This window comes from Hominiventricola filiformis (assembly GCF_020686965.1).
GTDB classification, from domain to species: Bacteria; Bacillota; Clostridia; order Lachnospirales; family Lachnospiraceae; genus Hominiventricola; species Hominiventricola filiformis.
Genome location: NZ_JAJEPS010000021.1, coordinates 24,291 through 45,468, shown reverse-complemented (window position 1 = coordinate 45,468; position 21,178 = coordinate 24,291). Strand labels below are relative to the sequence as shown.

Here is a 21,178-nt window from a genome sequence, read left to right as displayed (position 1 = left end):
TTTGGTAGAAAATGATTGTGCGCCGGAGATGATATTTTTACAAACGACTTACAGACAACACTTAAAGAATAGCAAACTGAGGGTCTACTTCCATGAGTATGTGTACATGATCCGGCATGATTTCCATTTCCATGATGTCTACAGAAATATTTGCAGCATATGCAAGGAGAAGTTCCTTTAATCTGGTATCTATTCCATTTGTTAAAATTTTGCGTCTATACTTAGGACACCAAACAACATGGTATTTACAAGAATAGACTACATTGCTATTGGATTTATATGTAATATTCATATATGTATTATATGCCATTTTTAAATCTAATACGAGGATATTTTGTTCCATCGGGGGTTACTTGCGTAAATTCGATGGAAGTGTCTTATATCCCCATAGCTAAAGCAAGGGGGTTTACGACACACTGGATAATCTTATACACAATCTTATTTTATCACACATGGCTTATCGGCACCCGTTTCTTCACTTCCGCCGATACCACACCGATCAGCAATCCGGTAATCACGCCTGCTGCCAGCAGCACGGGACCATAATAGATAAGATTCACGGATTCCAGCACCAGCATGGCCATAAAAAGCTGACCCACGTTATGCATAACACCACCTATCATACTCACACCGTAAATACTGAATGCACCGCTTTTTTTTGCCAGCAGCATCGTCAGGAAACTGACTACAGCACCTGAGAGACTATAAAGAATCATGGACAAGTTTCCAAAGAGAAATCCAGAAAGGAAAATCCGCATCATGTTCACGCAGATTGCTTCCACTGGAGTCAATGTGTACAGTGCCCATACGATCACGATATTGGCAAGTCCCGGTTTTACACCAGGTATCCCAAGCGGAATGGGAATCAAAAATTCAATATATCCGGCAATCAGACCAAGGGATGTCAAAAGTCCCATCAGTGCCAGCCGTCTTGTTTTATCATTTCTCATAAAATATCCTCATATACTATATGTTCAAATTATAATATATGGATTTGTAAAATACAACTATAACAGTACTAACAGCCAAAAGGAACTGTGATTCTTCGTTCCTCTTTGACCTTTCTCACTCTTTCGTATATAATGTTTTCTTGAAAGAAGTGGTTTACTATGAAAAAAGAACTTTTTACATTTACCGGTACGGCAGGAAATTCCCTGTCGGCTGTCATCTGGCTTCCGGAAAAGACACCAAAGTTACTTTTCCAGATTACCCACGGAATGACAGAACATATGGGACGCTATGAGAAACTGGCAGAAAAGCTTACCGAACAGGGGATTGTTACCGCGGGATTTGATCTGCCGGGACATGGACGAAACCCGGGACGCCCGGACTGTGCATCTTTTGGTGAAGCAGGATGGACCCAGACCCTTGCCGATATACAGGCATTTTCGGAACAGCTGACATCACGCTTCCTAGGTGTTCCTCTGGTACTTATGGGATTTTCTCTGGGATCTTTCCTGGTAAGAGATTATCTGAGCAGCGGATATACCATTCCGTCAGCTGCTGTTATTATGGGCACAGGTACCCAGCCGTCCCTGCTACTGTCCGGCATCAAAAAACTGGTAGAACGTGAATTTAAAAAAGAGGGTTTCAACAATACAACACCATTGATTCACAAATTATCTTTTGAAACCTATAATCAGAAATTCAAACCGGCCGGAACGGATTTCGACTGGCTCTGCTCTGATGAGCAGGAGCTGGAAGCTTACATGTCCGATCCACTCCGACGTGCCAATATTTCTTCTGGTCTGTTTTGGCAGCTGCTGGATGCCATGCAGCGTACTGCACAGCCAGAAGCCTATGCATCCCTTCCGAAGGAGTTTCCAGTGTTACTGCTTTCCGGAGCAGCGGATCCTGTCGGTAGTTTTGGTGAAGGTGTGAAAACGGTTGCAAAGATTATGAAAAAAGCAGGCATGAACAATGTTCAGCTGAAACTGATTGCTCATGCCCGCCATGATGTGTTTCATGAATTACAAAGTGGTGCCGCTGATGAGATGACAGAACTTCTGCTTTCCTTTCTGCATTCATTCCTTATTGCACCAGAACCTCCCAGTCTTCCATAAGCACCTGCACGCCGGCTGCAGACTGCGCCTCATAAGTGAGCTGATCGTATTTAATCCGATAATGAAAATCCAGATCACCAGTTACCGTCACTCTTGCACCAGAGCCTTTCCAATCAGGATCATATTCTGAGGAGCACCTGATAAATACAGCCTTTGTGTCCCAACATACACCGACTCCATCCACTGTATAGACGTTCAAACCTCCATATTCTGGATTAGCCATAACAAAATAGATCTCGTCACCTCCAAAATCCAGGACTTCTACATCCTCATCACCAGGTGTAAATCCTGAATAGGATATATCATGATACCAGTCATCAGCCGGCTTATGTTCTGTATTGCCCGGCTGTGGACCATCCATATATTTAATCAAGATTCTGCTGTCTTCACAAATTGGCATTTTCCAGACATCTTTATTTCTTATATCAAACTCTGACAACACCTCTGAATCTTCTTCCTCCGGCATCATTTCACTTTCCACCGGCAGTTGTTCTTCGTTGTTTTCTTCGTCCTGTTCTTCCTCAGCCTCTTCGATTTCCTGCTGATTTTGCTGTTGGTGCTGTTCCAGGAGAACAGGCTCTTCAGATCTGCTGCCGCACCCGCACAGACCAGACAAAGTAAAAAATAATAATATTCCAATTGCAGTTTTCTTTACTTTCTGTAATTTCATCTTCTTTCCCCCCTGTTTGTTTTTTCTACTATATCCCCTACTATAAGCTTACTCCCTGCTTCTGTATCCCGTCAAGTAAAGCATCATCATTCATTCCCCTCTCCATATAATTAAAAATAACTGAATCTCTTAAAATGTATACGTATTCATTTTTCTTGCTATTCTTGTTTGTCAATGATAAAATAAGTATAGTTTATATTCTTGATCTTAATATTTTCCGCGATTTATAGTGTAGTGTTTAAATTTTCATAGAAGGGATTCTATTATGTCAGACAACAACCTTAATAATCAACAAAAGAATAGTCGTAATACATCCATGGATGTTGCTCGCTTGGTCGGTGTGTCACAGGCAACTGTTTCACGTGCATTCGATCCATCTTCTAAGATGAAGCCAACTACTAGAGAAAAAGTTTTAAATGCGGCTCTTAGCTTAAATTACACGCCCGATGCAATTGCAAGAAGTTTAATTTCAAACAATACTAATATTATTGCCGTTATAATGCAGAACACCACAAACCCTTTTTATGCAAAAGTTTTAACCAAACTATCTATTCAACTTCGTAAGTTTGGAAAACAGATTCTTTATTTCTATTTAGATAATCCTGATAATCTTCAACAGATGATTACTCAGGTTCTTCAATACAGAGTGGATGGCATTTTGATTACTTCCATTAATTTAAGCAGCACTATCGCTGATACCTGTTTAAATTTTGGTATACCAGTGGTTTTATTTAATCGTCAAATAAATAGTTCTAAAATTCAGTCTGTTTGTTGCGACAACTTTCAGGCAGGTCGTGATTGTGCTGATTATTTTGTGATGAAAGGACATCGTCGTCTTGCATTTATTGGTGGTTTTGACACAGCTTCAACTACTTTAAAACGTAAAGAAGGCTTCCTCTCTCGCCTACGTGAACGTGGAATTACAGATGTTACAATTTATCATAGCGACTATACTTATGAAGCTGGAATTAGTGCTTTTCATCACCTTGTAAAAGAACAGGATCTTCTCCCCGATGCAATTTTTTGTATCAGTGATCTCGTTTGTGCTGGTGTCATTGATTGTATTCGTCATAATTATCACCTTAGCATTCCCGATGATATTGCGGTAATCGGTTTTGACGATATTGATCTGGCATCTTATCAATCATATGACATTACTTCCTTTTCTCAACCAATAGATGATATGATTTCTTATACTTGCGAACTTCTCATGTCCCCGGAAAAATATTCTCAAGAATCTAATCTTACACTTTTTCCTTGTACTTTAATTACAAGGACCACTGCATAATTTAATTTTATAATAGCATAGTTACCAGATATGCAAAAAAGCATAATTGCTTCTAATGATATTTCCTATCACTTCGTAGCAATTATGCTTTTTATTTAAATATTCAACTTAAATCATTCCTAGAGCTTTAGGAAGACACAAAGAAATTTCTGGAATATATGTAATCATCATTAGCAATACTATCATTACAAAAATCCATGGCCAAATTTTCTTTACTAATTCATCAAATGATATCTCCCCCACCTGACATGCCATAAATAAATTTGCTCCCAGCGGTGGTGTAATAAATCCTATTGATAAGTTCATAACAACAATAATTCCAAAATGAATCAGATCAACACCTAACATTGTTACGATTGGAAGTAAAATTGGTGTCAATATAATAATTGCAGCATTAGTTTCCATGAAAGTGCCCACAATTAAAAGCAGCACATTTATTAATAATAATACTAATATCTTACTATTTGTAATGCCAAGAATCATATTTGCAATCGCCGCTGGGACCTGAGTGATTGTTAAAATTCTTCCAAATCCTGTCGAAATACCAATAATCATAAGAACTGGTGCACTCATAAGTACAGAACGGAAAGCTAAATACAATAAATCTTGATATTTAATTTCCTTATACACATAAATTCCAATTAAAACACCGTAAATACCCGCAATTGCTGCCGCTTCAGTTGGTGTGAAAATACCACCATAGATTCCACCCAAAATAATAACTGGCATCATTAATCCTGGAATTGCACTTATAATTGTTTTTGCTGCCTCTTTTGCCGTGTATTTTTTATTTTCACCTTTATATCCATGTTTTTTGGAATATATTACAGAATATATTATCAATCCTATACCTATCAAAATTCCTGGCACAATTCCAGCCATAAATAGTCCACTGATAGATGCACCTGCTGCTACAGCATAAACGACCATACAAACACTCGGGGGAATAATTACACCTACCGTTCCTGCAGTAGCAACCAGAGCACTTGCATATCCCTTATCGTATCCCTTCGTAACCATAGTTGGTATCATGATCAGACCGATGGCTGCAACCGCCGCTGAACCAGTTCCAGCTATTGCAGCAAAAAACAGTGAAGTAATTATCGTTACGATTCCAAGACCGCCAGTAAACCTTCCGGTCAGCAAACTGGAAACATCTATCAGTCTTTTGGAAATACCTCCTTTTCCCATTACTTCTCCTGCAAAAGTAAAAAGAGGAACAGCCATCAACGGAAATGAATTAAGACCTTGAATCATAGCCTGTACAAATGTTTCCATACTGATTGGATTCTGTGTTGTGATGACTGCCAAAGAAGACAACCCCAAACTTACGCCTATAGGCACTGAAAGTAATAAGAACAATATAAGCGAAATAAACAATATACCAGCTATCATATCCTATTCCCCCTGTCCCGATTCATATTTTTCCAACAATTCTTCTTTTTTTTCCAGAAAATCTTTTTTTTCAGGCTGACAAAATACTCTATTATTATCATAATAGATGCCATCATAATTGATAAAACGTTCTAAATCAGAATTCCAGTTTCGAATTTTCCAGATGAGAATCTGGATATTTCTCATTACCATCATAAAAAAGCCAAGAACGCCAGCCAGATACAAAACATTATAATTCCATGGTATCGCTATCAGCTTATCGTGATATTTTGCTGCATCAATACATAAATTAATCACTGCTTTTAATCCTGCAACAGAGAAAATCAAAAATAATAAATCACAAATAAACAAAATTTTTTTCTGGACATCCTCTTTTATCTTTCCCACTAAAAATCCAACTCGCACATGACGGCTATTTCTGGTAAGATAGCCAAAACTCGAAAACGACATCCATAAAAAAAGAATTCTGGCAACTTCCTCTCCCCATGAAAAACCTGTCTTAAAAACAAATCGAAGAAGCACCTGTATCGTTATCAAAATAATCATCATTGTAAAAAAAACGACCATTAATACGGCCTCAAAATTCACATCAAGCCATTTTATTAATTTTTTCAAAAAACTACCCCCTTTAGTTGTCTCGTTGTTCTTCTACCGCTTTCATAAAGGTAGTGTATATTTCCTCTCCACAGAGAGAAACAATATCTTCCTTTGTCCTTTCATTCATCAAAGTTCCCATCTTACGGCGTTCCTCTATGTCAACTTCGTTAATATGTACACCTTCTTGTTCCAGTTTTTTTAGAGTATCTTCTTCTATTTCATCTACTAACTGCCAATTATAATCGATTGCCTCTTTGGCACATTCCAGAAGGATACTTCTTTCCTCTTCAGAAATGCTCTCCATAAAATCCTTATTTGCATACCATAAATAATTTGTAAACACATGTTTTGTCAGTGACCAATACTTTTGTGCTTCATAAAATTTTTCTGTGTAAAAACTATTGGTTGCGCATTCCTGACCGTCTATCATTTTTTGCTGTAACGAGGTAAACAGTTCATTCCAACTTACACTAGTAGTATTTACTCCCAATGCTTCCCATGCTTCTATTTGTATAGGATTGTATCCTCGGATTTTTAGACCTTTCAAATCATCCGCTTTTATAATTGGATGCTTACTATTAGAGAAATTACGAAATCCAAGTTCCATATATCCAATTCCCTGAAGGTCCATACGTTCCAGAGGTTCCAGCATCTTCTTTCCTATTTCACTTTCAAAAACTCTTTTTGCATGAGCAGAATCATCAAATAGATAAAAACTCTCCCACACCGCAAGTTCTGGAATAGCCTGAATAAAGTTACTTGTAGTGGAACCACTCATTTCGATATCTCCCCTTCGACACTGTTCAAATGTATCCTGAACGCTTCCCATCTGAGAGCCAGGGAAAAGAATAATATCAATTTTTCCATCAGATCGCTCTTCTACAAGTTCTTCATATTTTAAAAATGCTTTATGTAAAGGAGTGTTTACATTGTTATCATGTGCAATCCTGACCTTTAATTTTTCTTCTTCTTTTGGTCCGCATCCTGTCATTGTTATAATTCCTATCATAACAATAGCTATAAGAGTTATTCTTTTGCGCCCCATACAAAATTCACCTCCATACTAGAAAGAGCCCTGAAAGACCCCATCCTTCAGGACTCCTCGTTATTATGCTTCCAGAACTTCCAGATCACATTCCTTCGCAAAATCCTTGACTTCCTGCACATAATCTCCATATACAAGTGCAAAATGGTGTCCTACATATTTTTGACATTCATGGAATCGTTTAGCATCTTTTACAGTATACCTTACTGCATGCTTACATTCTGGTGTTAAATAATCGTCGCATCCATTAATTGTTGCTTTAGAGACCATAATTTTTTTCATGTCCGGACTCAAATTAATTAATGTGAGCGATTCGCCATTATCTCGTGCAAAATCATAACGCATCGTAGTTCCCCATGAATTCATAGTAAAGGAAACAAATTCTGTAGGCAAATCCGGTTGATCATAGCCTTTCATTTTTGCACTGGCTACATCATGAAGTGTCCGGCACTGATTGGTGTTTTTATCAAGAACCATTGTATTTCCCATATATGGTGCTTTTCTAGAAATGTTCATTAAAATTGTAATTGCAAGAACACTACCTACATCTCCTGCACAGGCAGATGCAATTCCTTCATCCTTAAATAATGAGTGTGCAAGACAGAATGTTAATTTTCTCTTATCTAGTTCTCTTGTAGCACAAACTTCAAAACAAGGCATTGTAAAAGCATTGCACTCATAATATTTCATCATTTTCTTAATGGTTTCAAAATACTCTATGTCATTTTTAATATACTCTACGGGCATGTGCACACCTTGAGATTTTTCAACCAGTTCATCAGCAAGTTTTTTAGCCTTTTCTCTCTCTTCTTGCGTCATTTGATCCATCCACTGAAATACTTCATCTGAATTTACATGTGCAAAACGTACCCCAAATTTATTTGTAACTCCGTCCAGAGTCAGATATGAACTCTGACATCCAAATGTTAACATAGCACTTTTCAATGGGAAGAATACTTTCGTGGAAGCAAGAGCTTTTTTCACTCTAAGTGCTGCAAATGTTCGATTCATTTCCTCAAAATCAAGAAATGCATAGCCTTTTTTTCCTTCCGCATATAAATGTGCAGTCATATCAACATGATCGCATTTTGAAAATGCCGATTTATTTGGAGTATGTCCGATTGGTTTATTTGTATGTTTTGACAGCTCCACCGCAAAATAGGAAGAAATCCGCAAACCTCTAATTAAATAAAAATCAGTCTTCTCATCTTCTTCAACAGCTTTTTCCATCTCAGACTCTTTTAATACAAAATCTTCATTCCAGTGAATGATCACCGGATCGAGAAGCTGAACGTTATCTGGATTTAATTCTTTGAGTTCTTCTTTGAATATTTCAAATTCGCGCTGTGCATTTTCCATATCAGCTTCTGTAGTTAATTCATAACCTTCTCCATAACGACACGGTCCCATATATGCATTTATATGATACATGGTAAAAAGGATCGGTTTCACAACCAGTTTCACGTTCAGAGTACTGTCTGCGTTAAGTTTGCTCATAATTTTGTTTCCTTTCTTAATATACATTTTTTATTATTTTCATTAAAATATCAAGTTCTTCTTTCGTGTTTTTTTTGCTTAATCCAATTCTCAAAACACTATCCGCTCTTCGCCCGGTAATGCCCATTTCTCTAATTACACGACTTTTTTCTCCCCGCCCACATGCGGAACTTCCTGAAATACATATATTGTTCATCCGAAATACATGTAACCATTCTTCAGTAGTCAATCGCGGTAATGATACATTTAATACATAGGGCAGTGCATTTTCGGGCGAATTAATCACCGCATCGTTCACTTTGTGCAGCTCATCTCTCAAATACTGATTTAATTTATGTACATAGGACCAATTTTTGTTCATATCCTTCAGAGCATTGTTTGCTGCTTTCCCAAATGCAACGATTCCTGCTGCATTTTCAGTGCCTGGACGAATCATGCTTTCCTGTTTTCCGCCATAACAAAGTGGCTTAAAAGGTATTTGATTTCGAATATAAATAGCCCCACACCCCTTCGGTCCATGTATCTTATGAGCACTCATGGTAATAAAATCCGCTGGAATATCATTCAAACTAACAGATAGTTTCCCGTAGGCCTGAATACAATCACAGTGAAAATATACCTTTGGATTCTTTTTTTTCACCCCATATGAAATTTCTTTTACTGGAAGTATTTCTCCCGTTTCATTATTAACAGCCATAACAGAGACTAATCTTGTATCTTTATCCACTTGGTCAATTATATCTTTGGCTTCAATTTTTCCATTTCGTGGAGAAACAAACACTACTTCATATCCCTGTAGCCCCATATACTTACATGCATCTAAAACGGATGCATGTTCAATTGATGTTGTTATGATTTTTCCTTTCGCTGCAAATGTTCCAAGACTTCCCTGGATAGCTAAATTATTTGCTTCCGTCCCCCCTGAAGTAAAAAAAACTCTTTCTGTTGGGGCTGCTATCACTTGAGCTACCTGATATCTTGCTTCCGTTATTTTGTGAAGAGCATCTCGACCAAATCCGTAAGGAGACGAAGCATTTCCATAACATTCTGTCATCATTTTATAGGCAGAATCTGCTACGTCAATATCAACTTCTGTTGTTGCACAATTATCCAGATAAATCATTCCTATTCGCTCTCTTTCCACGGCTTCGTAATGTATACGTATACATTATTGTCCAAAAAAAATAACCTTGATCTTTATCTTTGCTAATTTTTCTAAGACTTATATTACTTTTTTGTGCCATAAAATGTATACGTATACATTTTATAATCTCATTATATATACAACTACAAACTATGTCAATTGTTATTCCTATTGTTCCCACTATCAGAACAAAAAACATCCAGTATATGCAATTTTTTTCGGCCCATAATAATAATCCATCTGATTATCCCGACAGACTTGCAAGACTAAAATTCCATATGCTTCCATAGACGAAATTTGCTGATCTGGGAAACGACAGGCCGTATCTGTATATGAGCATTTGAGGCACCTTGTACAACATCCACTGCCAAGTGCTAAAACATCAGAAAAATATGTTTTCAGTTCTTCATAGAATTTCAGAAATGCCTCTTTATGCCGCCTTTCTATTTCCAGCATTCCTTCTACATCAAACTCGTCTTCTGTATCTCCAATTGTTTGTACCAAGATTCCCTGTGTATACTTAGAGATTTTTTTTTGACACTCTTTTAAACTTCCACACCCCGGCGGGCAACTCCAGTTAAGAGCATACATACCGCAAATATTTTTTTCACACATCATTCTGATTTCTTGACGCACTTCGATTGTCTTTACATTTAATTTACCAACTTTGAACCCGAATGCTTCTCCAATATCTACAATTTTCTCATAAATATTCATCATTTTCCTCTGTAAATTTTAATGAATCTACAAACACATCCTGAAATTCTGTTAAAGATGCCAATTCCAAAAACTCTGTTTCAGAAGCTAGTATCTTACTGTACTCATATTCTGTTTTGCTCAAAGCACATAATTTTGCGCCTTCACCTGCTGCGTTACCAATCCCTTCAATTCGATCTAACAAACAAATTGGAATCATTCCTATCAGGCATGCTGATTTTGGATTCATATAATTTCCAAAAGCTCCAGCTAAATATACCTTTTCAATTTTTGAAATACTTATTCCAATCTTTTTTGTCAGCAGTTCAATTCCTGCACGTATAGCTGCTTTCGCGAGTTGTACCTCCCGGACATCTTTCTGTGTCAAGTATACATCCGTATCACTTAAACGATATTCTTTGCCATTCATTAGCCGGCCACTTCCATCAATTTCGCCAATCTGCAAAAGAGATGCCACTAAATCTAATAGTCCCGATCCACAAAATCCTTTCGCGACTCCTCCTCCTATCACATGGAACACAAGCTTTCCGTCTTGCACTTCTACATGATCTATTGCACCTTTCTGCCCGCGCATACCGCACTGAATATTTGCTCCTTCAAAGGCCGGTCCCGCTGCAGTAGAGCAGGCTATTCTTCGTTGCCAATTTCCCAGCACCATCTCTCCGTTAGTGCCAATATCAATCAAGAGTGTCATTTTCTTCAAATGATCAAATCGTGTTGCAACAAGACATCCTACTGTATCTGCTCCAACAAATCCGGCAATATTCGGCAGAATTCTCACAACTCCTTCTGTATGTTCCGAAAACAATTTTTGCATGGCAAGTTCTACAGCTTCATATACTTTCGGCATATACGGTGGTGTTATCAATGATTTTACATCAATTCCAAGAAGTAAATGATGCATAGCAGTATTCCCTACAATCGAAACCAATGCAATTTCATCGGTTTTGATTTTTACACTTTTTGCTGCTTCATTAAGTAATTCTAACAGCGTTCCGCATATCATTTTTCTTAATTCTTCTGCATCAGTAGTTATTGCATACTGTATTCTGGAAATCACATCTGCTCCATAAGCTTTTTGAGGATTCAAACTACTTACTTGGGTCAACAACTCTCCACTTATTCCATTCATCAGATATCCAACAATGGTCGTTGTTCCGATATCAAATGCCATAACATATAAATGCGTTCCATCAAGAACTCCTTGCACAGAAATGCCTGTCATCAGAATATCAGTCTTCTCCTCATTCTGCAGTTCAACCAGCATATCTCTATCAATAACTGTTTGACATGCCAGAGCTGTCTGTCCATTCACTGTCACTCTGCACTTTCCGCAAACACCTCTTCCTCCACAGGGTGTTTCAATAAAATAGTTCTCTCGACGGAGAACATCCAGAAGATTGCTGCCGCTTTCTACCTCTAAACTGTAATATTCGTCCCTCTGCTTTACTCTCAGTTGATTTATCATGTGTTTTCCTTCTTTAAATACAGTTTACACATTTTAACACTGGATATATACCATAAAAAGCACCGGATCGCATTATATGCGAGTCCGGTGCTTTTTACACAATTACTTATAACAGTCCTTTAAACACCGGATCGGTCATTACATTTCCAAATAATTCCTCATCTGTTGGGACTTTGTAGTTAGCAATCTCACGAGCAACCCACGTAGTATTAATATAATTTTTCCACGTTACGTTCTCTGAGGTAATATTACCACCCCAGGTTCCACATCCCAGATTGATAGTGAATGGCATACCATTATTCCAATTACCAGCATTTGAAGTTCCAACTGTCATTCTTACCGCAACACGGCTAGTATGTGTTCTAAGTGCATACTCCATTATATGATCATCATTGAAACTGTGGATACCGCAAGAATGTCCTGCTCCACTATATGCCTGAATACCATTAACCAGTTCGATGGCATCATTAAACTCATTATATTTGTATGCAGTTACTACTACAGATAGCTTCTCTCCTGAGAATGGATACTCTTCACCATATCCAGTTTCTTCTACAATAAGCCAATTAGAATCTTCTGGAATCTCAAATCCAGCTCTCCTTGCCATCTCTGGTGCCGGCAAGCAAATAGCATTTGGATTCAGTTTATGGGGTGCAGTCCAAAGGAATGCCTGTAATTTTGCTTTTTCCTCAGCATTACATACATATGCACCTGTTTCTTTACAAGCAGCAATCATATCATCATAGATGTTTTTCTCTATAACCATAGAATTCTCAGTAGAACATCCGATTGCGTAATCATTCAGCTGTGCTGTCATGATCTTCTGAGCTGCATCCTTAATATCTGCTGTTTCATCAATAACAACCACAACATTACCTGCACCCACACCAAAAGCCGGTGTTCCAGAAGAATAAGCAGCTTTAACCATTGGTTTTCCGCCAGTAGCAACAATTAAATCTGCCTGCTGCATTAAAGAGTTCGTTTTCTCAAGACTTGGCTCCTCAATACAAATAAGTAAATCCTCCGGATATCCCATCTTCCGCAGCAATGCACGGATATCTTCGCATGCTTTCATAGTAGATTTCTTTGCACGCGGATGTGGGGAAAATACAGTTGCATTTCTTCCCATAATTGCATTCATTGCACCAATGAATACAACTCCCATAGGAACAGTCGTCGGAACCAAAGAAGCTACAACACCAACTGGTTTTGCAATTTTAACTAATTGTTTATCCTCGTCAACCTCTACAACCCCAACAGTCTTTGCATTCATATGATCACGAGTCAGACCACGCGCACGTCCTTTTGTACGGTCGATTTTACTCTGAATGCGTCCCATACCTGTTTCTTCATACATGAAATCAGCCCACTCTTCAGCCTTATTAACAGCCAGCCAACCGATTGCCTTTGAAATTCGACGAACGTCTTCCTGTGTCAGATCCTGAATCTGATCCATTGCCACTCTTGCGCGCTGTACTAAACCAGCGATATATTCTGAAGTAGAAGCAGAAATTTCCATTATTATACTCTCCTTTCAATCCCCTGTGTTTGAATTCGTTTTGCTTTTTTTATGATGCGCTCTGCACGTTCTGCCACTGGAGCATCTACCATCTTATTCTTATACATGCAGGCACCTTTACCATCATTAATAGCTTCCTCAAATGCCGCTAAAATGCCATTTGCATTTTCTATTTCTTCAGCAGTCGGGGAAAATACTTCATTGATCACTTCAATATGTGTTGGATGAATACATGTTTTTCCTGTAAATCCAATAGATTTAACAAGTTCTGTATCTTTTTTCAAACCATCCAAATCTTTAATTCCAGTATACGGTGTATCAATAATATCAATACATCTAGCACGGGCAGCCATAGCAAGCTGCTGTCTTGCATAAAGAATCTCTGCCCCGCTAGTGGTGCGTGTGATTTCCTGTTCTTTGGTTAAATCTTCTGCACCAAGCTGTACACCGTCAATTCTAGGTGTTGCGCCAAGAACCTGATATGCATTTGCAATTGAATATGTCGTTTCAAATAACGGAATCAATTTTATTGTATATAATTCTGCACCAAGTTCTTTCTCCATTGCCCCCAGCATCATATCTGCAGTAATCAACGAATTTTCATTTGCCTTAGGAAGAATAATTGCGTCTGGATATAAGCTGGCAATTGCCATTATATCCTTATATCCCCAAAGAGTATCCATTGCATTAATCCGGACAATAATCTCTTTTCCTGAGTTTTTCATCTCAGAAAGTGCTCTCGTAACATTGTCTCTTGCCTGATCTTTCTCAGAAATACTAACGGCATCTTCCAAATCAAAGATTACTGCATCCGCTGTTATCGTTTGTGCTTTACTAATCATTTTCTGAGAGCTTCCCGGAACATATAACAACGAACGTCGTAAAAACTTATCACTCATAGGAATCCATCCCTTCTATTTTCTTTAATTCCCTTTAAGGGTTAATAACTACCTTCAAACTATGATCTTTTCTTCCGACAAATACATCCAGTGCCTCTTTGTACTGTTCCAGTGGAAAAGTATGCGTCACAAGTGTACTTCCATCAATTACTTTACGTTCCAGCATAGAGATTACTTTTTCAGATACTCCAGGATTTGCACGGCTACCAAAGATAGAAATCTCATTACTAATAAGATCCACCAGATTAGGGAATTTTAATTCCGGATCATGGTAATGACCAATCAGACCTAAACGTCCACCACGTTTTAACATTTTCACTGCCTGAACTGGTGCCACAGATGCTCCTGAACACTCAAATATCTCGTCTGCTCCAAAGCCACCCGTGATTGCTTTCACTGCCTCTACTGGATCTTCTTTGTTTATATCGACAATATAATCAGCACCAACTTCTTTTGCATGCTGCAATCTGTCTCCACGGCCAATCATAATTGTTCTCGCACATCCAAGCCCTTTCACTATCTGCATTAGTGCAATTCCAGCAGGACCAGGTCCAAAAATCGCTACTGTACCAGCAGGGGTTACCCCTGTCAGTTCTACACAGTGAAGTGCAACACCACAAATATCAACCAATGAAGCATAATCATAACTTAAATCATCAGGAATCTTATGAATCGCCTTGGTAAAATAAGTATTATACTCACAGTTTGCTCCATTATAGTTAAAACCATAGTGACGAGCACCTGTTTCAGATTTTCCATAATTCAGACAAATGGTGTAATTTCCTGATAAACAATTTTTACAATATCCGCATCCCGCATGTGCTTCGCCGGCTACGCGGTCACCAATTTTGTATTCTTTTACATTTTCACCAAGGGCGACAACTTCACCTGCCCATTCATGTCCAAGAATATGTGGAAACTGTTGGGGCCACTCACCTGGTCTGTCACCACGGATAATCTGTGGATCGGAACCGCAGATAGCAACCGAATGAATTTTACACAGTACTTCATTCGGACCTGGTACTGGTACTGGTACTTCTTGAAGTTCCAGTTCATTGTATGCGGTCAGCACCATTGCTTTCATTTTTTTAGGAATATTCTGCATATTTTCCCCCCTATAGCAACCATAACTTATTTTTCTACACTATCAGTTATCTTAGCAATGATCGCATCTTTATCAATTCCATATTTATGCATCATATAGTTTAATTTTGCAGTCTCTCCAAAATGATCCTGGAATCCTAATCGTACAAGTCTTGCCGGATACTCCTCACAAAGGACCTCTGCCACTGCACTTCCCAGGCCTCCATAAATCGTATGATTCTCAACGGTTATAATCATGCCCGTCTTCTTCGCCATATCAACAATTGCTTCTCTGTCAATTGGTTTAATACTCGGCATGTGCATGTGATATACATGAATACCACGGGCCTCAAGTTCTTCCACTGCTTTGATACCTTCATTAGTGGTAATACCAGAGGTAATAAGTCCAATATCTGTACCTTCATTCAGAACAACTGCTTTGCCCGGTACAAACTTTTCTCCTTTTGTTGTAAATGTCCGGAATTTTCCTTTATTAGAACGTATATATACAGGGCCTTCATGTTCAGCTGCATATCTCAAAACAGCTTCAAACTCATTTGCATCTCCTGGATCAAATACCTGAAATCTTGGCATGTTACGGTAAATTGCCACATCATCAATAGAAATATGTGTACCACCATTTTTTTCGCTGGTCAGTCCTGCATAAGTTCCAATTACTTTTACATTAAAATCATTATAGGCAATCGAGTTCTGTGCCTGGTCACATGCACGTTGTGCCACAAAACATGCAAACCCACTTACAAAAGGAGTTTTTCCCATTGCTGCAAGTCCCGCGCCAAAACTAAGTGCATCCTGTTCAGCAATACCTACATTAAACATTCTTTCCGGAAATGTTTCTTTAAACAAATCACTTCCTGAAGCTTTCATTAAGTCTGCTTCTACTGCCACGATCTCGGGATATTCCTTACCAAGAGCAGTAATAGTTTCACCATAAGTTGTTTTAGTATCTCTTTCTTCACCAAGTTTTCTCATAGTGTTCACCTACACTTCCAACTCACGCATACCCTGGACAAACTGCTCTTCAGTAATCTGTCCGCTATGCCATTTATACTGATTTTCCATGAACGAAATACCTTTACCTTTGATCGTATTTGCGATAATCACACTTGGTTTTTCTTTCATGGCTTTTGCTGTATTAATTGCCTCTTTGATTGCATCGGTATCATGACCGTCAACTACCTGTACATGCCATCCAAATGCTTCCCACTTTTCAGGTAATGGTTCCAAAGCCATTACATCTTCTGTGGTTCCATCAATCTGATTCATATTTCTGTCGACGATAGCTACTAAATTATCTAATTTATAATGAGCTGCTGTCATAGCTGCTTCCCAAATCTGACCTTCATCTAACTCACCATCACCCATCAGGGCATATACATACAGATCTTTATTGTCCAGCTTTGCTGCTGATGCCATACCACATGCGACAGAAAGTCCCTGTCCTAACGGACCAGAAGAATAATCAATTCCCTGTACTTTCAAACGATCAACATGTTTCGGGAGGCTGCCTCCATTCACATCTAACTCTTTTAATCTTTCCGGATCAATAAATCCTCGATCGGCTAAAATCACATAAAGAGGAGGTCCTGCATGACCCTTGCAAAGGATAAATCTATCTCTGTCAGGCCAAGTCGGTTCCTGTGGTCGAAGATTCATAACATCGTAATAAAGAGTTGTCATTATTTCAATAGCAGAAAGAGAGCCGCCATAATGTCCTCCTCCTGCGTTGTAAATAGTCTCAAATGTTTTCTTACGCAATTCCTGCGCTTTTTCCTTTAACATGATTTCACCTGATTTCTTTTTTGGCCACACTTTAAAGTGTGGCCATAATAGGGTATATTAATTAATATACAAATTTATTGATTCCGTAAACTGAACGCCATCCTTCAGTAAACGGCTCTTTCATGTACGGTTCCATCTCCTCAGTAGTACGAAGAGTCATTGCCTCCGGCTTCGGAGTAGTTCCTACCGGATAAGAATCCAGATACTCATCAATCAGCATAACAATATATTTCATAATACAAAGCAGCGGACGTTTTGCTTTTTCTACAGTTGCTCTGGTCGGATGTCCAACAACGCCTTCCGGTGTAGCGTAGATTTCCATTGCAGAATGTCCTTCACCTTCTGACCATCTGGACGGTCGACGGTAACTATCTACAGAGTTATCAAAATGACCACCATCTTCTTTCATAAGGCTCATCGGATCAGTGTCAACGGCATAATCCATATTGCACATTTTCGGGAACAGATACAGTCCGCAAGATGTCTCTGCTTCATCAGCATGAGTAAACGGAGTATCATACAGTCCACCATCACGTTTTATTGCGAACATTTCACGCACTGCTCGATGCCAATCGATTGCACGGAAGATTCCCGGTAACTGATACTGTTTGCAGAAACGCTGTAATGCAGACTCAATTACCCAGAACTGACCATGATTGTTAATAATGATCTGTTTACGATATCCATCGTTCCAAAGACCAAGCATTACATCTTCAAGCTGTCCGATAACAATATCTTCGTGAACAACGATAGTTCCAGGCATACCCATATGATGCAGCGGATGGCATCCATAGTTAAGCGGCGGAAGAGCAATTGCAGTCGGATAACCTTTCTTTGCTGTGTAACGACGAACTCCCTCACAGATACAGGTTACAAAAAATGTATCCATTGCAGAAACAGTATGATCTCCATGCATTTCAGTACATCCAACAGGGATCAGAACCACATCATTTTTCTTCTGTTCTTCTTTCAGATCTTTACGGATCGTAGTCTGGATATACATTCCCGGTGCTCCAAACTGCGGGTCACACGGAAAACCAAATTCAGCAAGCATCTCATCAAGCTGTTCTTCTGTTGCATCGAAAATCTCTTTTTTCATCCGACCAACTTTAGTGTCTTCGAAACTCATCTTCCCGTCATTGCTGTAGATTAATTTTGGTACATCATTTAATGCCATTTTTTTGTCCTCCTATTAATGGAATAATATTGATTTGTTTTTATTGTAACTTGCCGCTATTAGCCAGCAAGTCCAAGTACGAGTTCTTTTGCTTTCTGTGCAGCACTTGCTGCATCCGCAGTATATACGTCTGCTTTTATTTCATCAGCGAATTCCTGTGTAACAGGTGCACCACCAACCATAATTTTGAATCGATCCCGCACAGCTGATTCATTCAGAGCTTCAACGGTTTCTTTCATTGCCGGCATCGTTGTTGTCAGCAATGCAGATACTCCAACAATCTTAACTTCCGGATCATTTTCCACCGCCTCCACAAACTTTTCAACCGGCACATCAATTCCAAGATCGATAACTTCAAATCCCGCAGCCTCAATCATCATAATGACAAGGTTTTTGCCAATATCATGCAAATCTCCATACACTGTTCCCATTACATACTTTCCAATAAACGCAGAACCAGAACTTGCAAGATATGGTTTCAAAATTTCGACACCAGTTTTCATTGCTCTAGCCGCAATCATCATTTCCGGAACAAAAATGTCTCCATTTTTAAATTTTTCCCCGACGCGATCCATTGCATCAATCATACCAACATTCAAAACATCCGTAGCGCTGTTCCCCTCGTCCAGAGCTGCCTGAACAAGAGCTGGTACAAGTTTTGCTTTTCCCGCTTCTACCGCCTGAGATAATTCATCTAATTTACTCATTTTATCTCTCCTTTCTATTTTTTTGCAGTTCCAAAAATTCCTTTTCTGTATGCAGAAATGTATTCCATACAATAATCGTCCATGCCAAGCATTGCTTCTGTTGCATATATCATTCCCATCAGATCTCTATTCAGAGGATCCAGAACCGCAGCATCCATTCCTGCATTCATTGCCAGCACTGTAAATGTCTGATTCAAAAGTTTCCTGGCCGGTAAATTAAAAGAGACATTACTTGCAGCTCCGACAATATGAATTTGCGGGTATTCTTCTTTAATGCTTCTAATAACATCTGTCACCATTTTGATGCCATCCTCAGAAGTGCAGAGCATTTCAACCAATGGATCAACATAAAATCTTTCCGGTGTAATTCCATACTTTTCAGCTTTTGATATAATATTGTGAAATACATCCAATCTATCCTGTGCACTGGTCGGAATACCTTTGGCACACAAAAGTGCTATACACTGCCATTTTGTATCCGCAATCGCTGGGAAAATGATATCCATCTTTTCCCCTTCTCCAGATACAGAATTAATGATTCCAGGTTTGTTGCAGAATTTCATGGCCGCTACACAACTATGTGGGCTTGGGGAATCTACGCAAATCGGCAGTTCAGTTACACTTTGTACCTGTTCAATCAACCAACGAAGAACCTCGATTTCTTCATTTTCCGGAACAGAAGCACAAACATCAATATATGTAGCCCCCGCTTCATCCTGTGCTTTTGCACGAGCACGAATAAAATCCGCATCTCTTTTTGCTATTGCTTCAGCCACTGCCGGAATAGAACCATTAATTTTCTCACCAATAATAATCATTTCTTATCCTCTTTTAAATCTTATAGTCATCTGCAGCTTTCAAAATTGCTTTCAAATTCTCGATCGGAACCTGATTTACAGATCCTCCAGGTCCAAGCACCAGTTTGTTGTTTCCTTTGAAACCTTTTAATGTTTCTATACAAAGATCATATGTCTCTTCTGGTGTTTTTTTCTGAAGTGCAACCGGATTCAATCCTCCCAGAAGTGTAACTTTTCCTTCACTTCCCTCCAGTGCAGCCAGTGGATCAATAGACGGTGCATACTGCCATGCATCCCATCCTCCATCTTTGATCTCAGAAAAAAGATGGGCGGCGTTTGCATCGTTGTGCAACCAGCGTTGCATATTCGGGAATTCTTTGAAAATTTTTTCATAGTATGGCAATACCCATTCCCGATACTGATTTTTACTTAAAAAGGAGGAAATATCATCGCCAACCAGAATGTGGTGCAGCGGACCGCCCATTACCTTTTCTATCTCTTTTAAATAATTAATTGAAGTCTCTGTGCACACTTCCAACAATGCTTCTGCAATGTCTGGTTCCACTAGAATATCCATGCACATCTGACTGATTCCTCGTAGCTGAGCAGCTACCGTAAATGGTCCATGAAGAACTGGCGGATTTACCTTAATATGTTTTGGTGCATTTTCCAGCATATACTGAAAAGTTTCCAAACCAATGCGCATATAATTGTCTCCCCAGGGATCACCTGGTTTCATCTGTAAAACATCTTCCAGGGTTTCAATTTCCATTTCTTTTACAGAGATAAAACCATGTGCATCAAATCTCACCTGTCCGCCCAATCCAGTGCACTCCGCAACTGCACCTGTATCCGGAGCAAAGCTTCCGCAATTGTCCAACATTTCATACACTTCTTGCTGAACTTCTAACATTACTTCCGGTTTATGATAATACTCCTGCAGATCTACACCTGTTACATTTTGAAAAAAAGGATATGTATAATAAAAGAAAACACTATGCCCATCGGATGGTTTTCCATCTATGCTTTTTTTCAAACGGTCAAATGTTCTGTCTCTCAATGTCGAATCTGGTGCGTACACTTTTTAACCTCCTTAGCTTTGTTCCTCTTGATGATTATATTTTACATTATTTGTATTTTTTTTCATGAACAAAGGTCTCCAAAAAACTAGATGATTATACCTTTCTTTAGCATGACAGAAAAAGATTTAGCACAATTCTTACTTCTTCTCTTTTGCACAATTTTTTACATTTGACAAGTATAATTTTGTGCTATATTATTATGTTGTATTATATTTTAAAGGAATATC

20 protein-coding genes and 1 pseudogene are annotated in these 21,178 nt (G+C 38.7%); 2 read left to right on the top strand and 19 right to left on the bottom strand.

Annotated features, from left to right (window positions below; all coding sequences use genetic code 11):
* Positions 1 to 67 precede the first annotated feature (67 nt).
* Both tnpA and LKD36_RS15065 read right to left on the bottom strand, forming a co-directional pair.
* A pseudogene (gene tnpA / locus LKD36_RS15070) lies at positions 68 to 292 on the bottom strand (IS200/IS605 family transposase); the annotation flags it as partial.
* A 154-nt stretch (positions 293 to 446) separates the two neighbouring features.
* Positions 447 to 950, bottom strand: coding sequence for a Gx transporter family protein (locus LKD36_RS15065; RefSeq protein WP_308460116.1), 504 nt, complete (start codon positions 948 to 950; stop codon positions 447 to 449).
* Between the two features lie 159 nt (positions 951 to 1,109).
* Here LKD36_RS15065 and LKD36_RS15060 point away from each other — a divergent pair, with 159 nt between their 5' ends.
* Positions 1,110 to 2,063: an alpha/beta hydrolase gene (locus LKD36_RS15060; protein ID WP_308460115.1), complete on the top strand. Its 954-nt coding sequence runs from the start codon at positions 1,110 to 1,112 to the stop codon at positions 2,061 to 2,063.
* Here the strand turns inward: LKD36_RS15060 and LKD36_RS15055 are convergent.
* On the bottom strand, positions 2,032 to 2,733 hold the full coding sequence (locus LKD36_RS15055) for a hypothetical protein (protein WP_308460114.1): 702 nt from the start codon (positions 2,731 to 2,733) through the stop codon (positions 2,032 to 2,034). The genes LKD36_RS15060 and LKD36_RS15055 overlap by 32 nt on opposite strands.
* Before the next feature lie 265 nt (positions 2,734 to 2,998).
* Between LKD36_RS15055 and LKD36_RS15050 the strand changes: the two genes are divergently transcribed.
* Positions 2,999 to 4,021, top strand: a complete 1,023-nt coding sequence (locus LKD36_RS15050) for a LacI family DNA-binding transcriptional regulator (protein ID WP_308460113.1) — start codon at positions 2,999 to 3,001, stop codon at positions 4,019 to 4,021.
* A 108-nt stretch (positions 4,022 to 4,129) separates the two neighbouring features.
* Here the strand turns inward: LKD36_RS15050 and LKD36_RS15045 are convergent, their stop codons facing one another.
* From LKD36_RS15045 to LKD36_RS14970, 16 genes are all read right to left on the bottom strand, one after another.
* On the bottom strand, positions 4,130 to 5,416 hold the full coding sequence (locus LKD36_RS15045; RefSeq protein ID WP_308460112.1) for a TRAP transporter large permease: 1,287 nt from the start codon (positions 5,414 to 5,416) through the stop codon (positions 4,130 to 4,132).
* Positions 5,417 to 5,419: 3 nt separating this feature from the next.
* Positions 5,420 to 6,031: a TRAP transporter small permease gene (locus LKD36_RS15040; RefSeq protein ID WP_308460111.1), complete on the bottom strand. Its 612-nt coding sequence runs from the start codon at positions 6,029 to 6,031 to the stop codon at positions 5,420 to 5,422.
* Between the two features lie 13 nt (positions 6,032 to 6,044).
* Complete coding sequence (locus LKD36_RS15035) at positions 6,045 to 7,058, bottom strand: TRAP transporter substrate-binding protein (RefSeq protein ID WP_308460110.1); 1,014 nt, start codon at positions 7,056 to 7,058, stop codon at positions 6,045 to 6,047.
* Between the two features lie 63 nt (positions 7,059 to 7,121).
* Positions 7,122 to 8,555, bottom strand: coding sequence for a hypothetical protein (locus LKD36_RS15030; RefSeq protein ID WP_308460109.1), 1,434 nt, complete (start codon positions 8,553 to 8,555; stop codon positions 7,122 to 7,124).
* A 16-nt stretch (positions 8,556 to 8,571) separates the two neighbouring features.
* Positions 8,572 to 9,678 carry a cysteine desulfurase family protein gene (locus tag LKD36_RS15025; RefSeq protein WP_308460108.1) on the bottom strand — a complete coding sequence of 369 codons (1,107 nt, stop codon included), beginning with the start codon at positions 9,676 to 9,678 and terminating at the stop codon, positions 8,572 to 8,574.
* A 204-nt stretch (positions 9,679 to 9,882) separates the two neighbouring features.
* On the bottom strand, positions 9,883 to 10,416 hold the full coding sequence (locus tag LKD36_RS15020) for a DUF2284 domain-containing protein (protein WP_308460107.1): 534 nt from the start codon (positions 10,414 to 10,416) through the stop codon (positions 9,883 to 9,885).
* Positions 10,403 to 11,884, bottom strand: a complete 1,482-nt coding sequence (locus LKD36_RS15015) for an ASKHA domain-containing protein (RefSeq protein WP_308460106.1) — start codon at positions 11,882 to 11,884, stop codon at positions 10,403 to 10,405. Before LKD36_RS15015 ends, LKD36_RS15020 begins: the two co-directional genes overlap by 14 nt.
* Before the next feature lie 106 nt (positions 11,885 to 11,990).
* A complete protein-coding gene (locus tag LKD36_RS15010; protein ID WP_308460105.1) occupies positions 11,991 to 13,403 on the bottom strand; it encodes an aldehyde dehydrogenase family protein in 1,413 nt (470 codons plus the stop codon).
* 2 nt (positions 13,404 to 13,405) lie between these two features.
* Positions 13,406 to 14,302: an HpcH/HpaI aldolase/citrate lyase family protein gene (locus LKD36_RS15005; protein WP_308460104.1), complete on the bottom strand. Its 897-nt coding sequence runs from the start codon at positions 14,300 to 14,302 to the stop codon at positions 13,406 to 13,408.
* A gap of 34 nt (positions 14,303 to 14,336) precedes the next feature.
* Positions 14,337 to 15,407, bottom strand: a complete 1,071-nt coding sequence (locus tag LKD36_RS15000; RefSeq protein WP_308460103.1) for a zinc-dependent alcohol dehydrogenase — start codon at positions 15,405 to 15,407, stop codon at positions 14,337 to 14,339.
* Positions 15,408 to 15,433: 26 nt separating this feature from the next.
* A complete protein-coding gene (locus LKD36_RS14995) occupies positions 15,434 to 16,378 on the bottom strand; it encodes a transketolase family protein (RefSeq protein ID WP_308460102.1) in 945 nt (314 codons plus the stop codon).
* Between the two features lie 9 nt (positions 16,379 to 16,387).
* Entirely contained in the window at positions 16,388 to 17,188 is an 801-nt protein-coding gene (locus LKD36_RS14990) for a transketolase (protein WP_308460101.1), read from the bottom strand.
* Between the two features lie 61 nt (positions 17,189 to 17,249).
* A complete protein-coding gene (gene iolN / locus LKD36_RS14985; protein ID WP_308460100.1) occupies positions 17,250 to 18,365 on the bottom strand; it encodes a 3-dehydro-scyllo-inosose hydrolase in 1,116 nt (371 codons plus the stop codon).
* Between the two features lie 59 nt (positions 18,366 to 18,424).
* Positions 18,425 to 19,072 (bottom strand): corrinoid protein, encoded by a 648-nt coding sequence (locus LKD36_RS14980; protein WP_308460099.1) that lies wholly within the window; start codon positions 19,070 to 19,072, stop codon positions 18,425 to 18,427.
* A gap of 14 nt (positions 19,073 to 19,086) precedes the next feature.
* Positions 19,087 to 19,890, bottom strand: coding sequence for a methyltetrahydrofolate cobalamin methyltransferase (locus tag LKD36_RS14975; RefSeq protein WP_308460098.1), 804 nt, complete (start codon positions 19,888 to 19,890; stop codon positions 19,087 to 19,089).
* Between the two features lie 13 nt (positions 19,891 to 19,903).
* Positions 19,904 to 20,950 carry a uroporphyrinogen decarboxylase family protein gene (locus LKD36_RS14970; RefSeq protein ID WP_308460097.1) on the bottom strand — a complete coding sequence of 349 codons (1,047 nt, stop codon included), beginning with the start codon at positions 20,948 to 20,950 and terminating at the stop codon, positions 19,904 to 19,906.
* Positions 20,951 to 21,178 lie beyond the last annotated feature (228 nt).

Coding starts and splice junctions, on each gene's coding strand:
- LKD36_RS15015 (WP_308460106.1), bottom strand. CDS start 11,884: ATGATAAATCAACTGAGAGTAAAGCAGAGGGACGAATATTACAGTTTA.
- LKD36_RS14990 (WP_308460101.1), bottom strand. CDS start 17,188: ATGTTAAAGGAAAAAGCGCAGGAATTGCGTAAGAAAACATTTGAGACT.
- LKD36_RS15045 (WP_308460112.1), bottom strand. CDS start 5,416: ATGATAGCTGGTATATTGTTTATTTCGCTTATATTGTTCTTATTACTT.
- LKD36_RS15010 (WP_308460105.1), bottom strand. CDS start 13,403: ATGGAAATTTCTGCTTCTACTTCAGAATATATCGCTGGTTTAGTACAG.
- LKD36_RS15050 (WP_308460113.1), top strand. CDS start 2,999: ATGTCAGACAACAACCTTAATAATCAACAAAAGAATAGTCGTAATACA.
- LKD36_RS14975 (WP_308460098.1), bottom strand. CDS start 19,890: ATGATTATTATTGGTGAGAAAATTAATGGTTCTATTCCGGCAGTGGCT.
- LKD36_RS15060 (WP_308460115.1), top strand. CDS start 1,110: ATGAAAAAAGAACTTTTTACATTTACCGGTACGGCAGGAAATTCCCTG.
- LKD36_RS15000 (WP_308460103.1), bottom strand. CDS start 15,407: ATGCAGAATATTCCTAAAAAAATGAAAGCAATGGTGCTGACCGCATAC.
- LKD36_RS15030 (WP_308460109.1), bottom strand. CDS start 8,555: ATGAGCAAACTTAACGCAGACAGTACTCTGAACGTGAAACTGGTTGTG.
- iolN (WP_308460100.1), bottom strand. CDS start 18,365: ATGGCATTAAATGATGTACCAAAATTAATCTACAGCAATGACGGGAAG.
- LKD36_RS15005 (WP_308460104.1), bottom strand. CDS start 14,302: ATGAGTGATAAGTTTTTACGACGTTCGTTGTTATATGTTCCGGGAAGC.
- LKD36_RS15055 (WP_308460114.1), bottom strand. CDS start 2,733: ATGAAATTACAGAAAGTAAAGAAAACTGCAATTGGAATATTATTATTT.
- LKD36_RS14980 (WP_308460099.1), bottom strand. CDS start 19,072: ATGAGTAAATTAGATGAATTATCTCAGGCGGTAGAAGCGGGAAAAGCA.
- LKD36_RS14995 (WP_308460102.1), bottom strand. CDS start 16,378: ATGAGAAAACTTGGTGAAGAAAGAGATACTAAAACAACTTATGGTGAA.
- LKD36_RS15065 (WP_308460116.1), bottom strand. CDS start 950: ATGAGAAATGATAAAACAAGACGGCTGGCACTGATGGGACTTTTGACA.
- LKD36_RS15035 (WP_308460110.1), bottom strand. CDS start 7,058: ATGGGGCGCAAAAGAATAACTCTTATAGCTATTGTTATGATAGGAATT.
- LKD36_RS15025 (WP_308460108.1), bottom strand. CDS start 9,678: ATGATTTATCTGGATAATTGTGCAACAACAGAAGTTGATATTGACGTA.
- LKD36_RS15020 (WP_308460107.1), bottom strand. CDS start 10,416: ATGAATATTTATGAGAAAATTGTAGATATTGGAGAAGCATTCGGGTTC.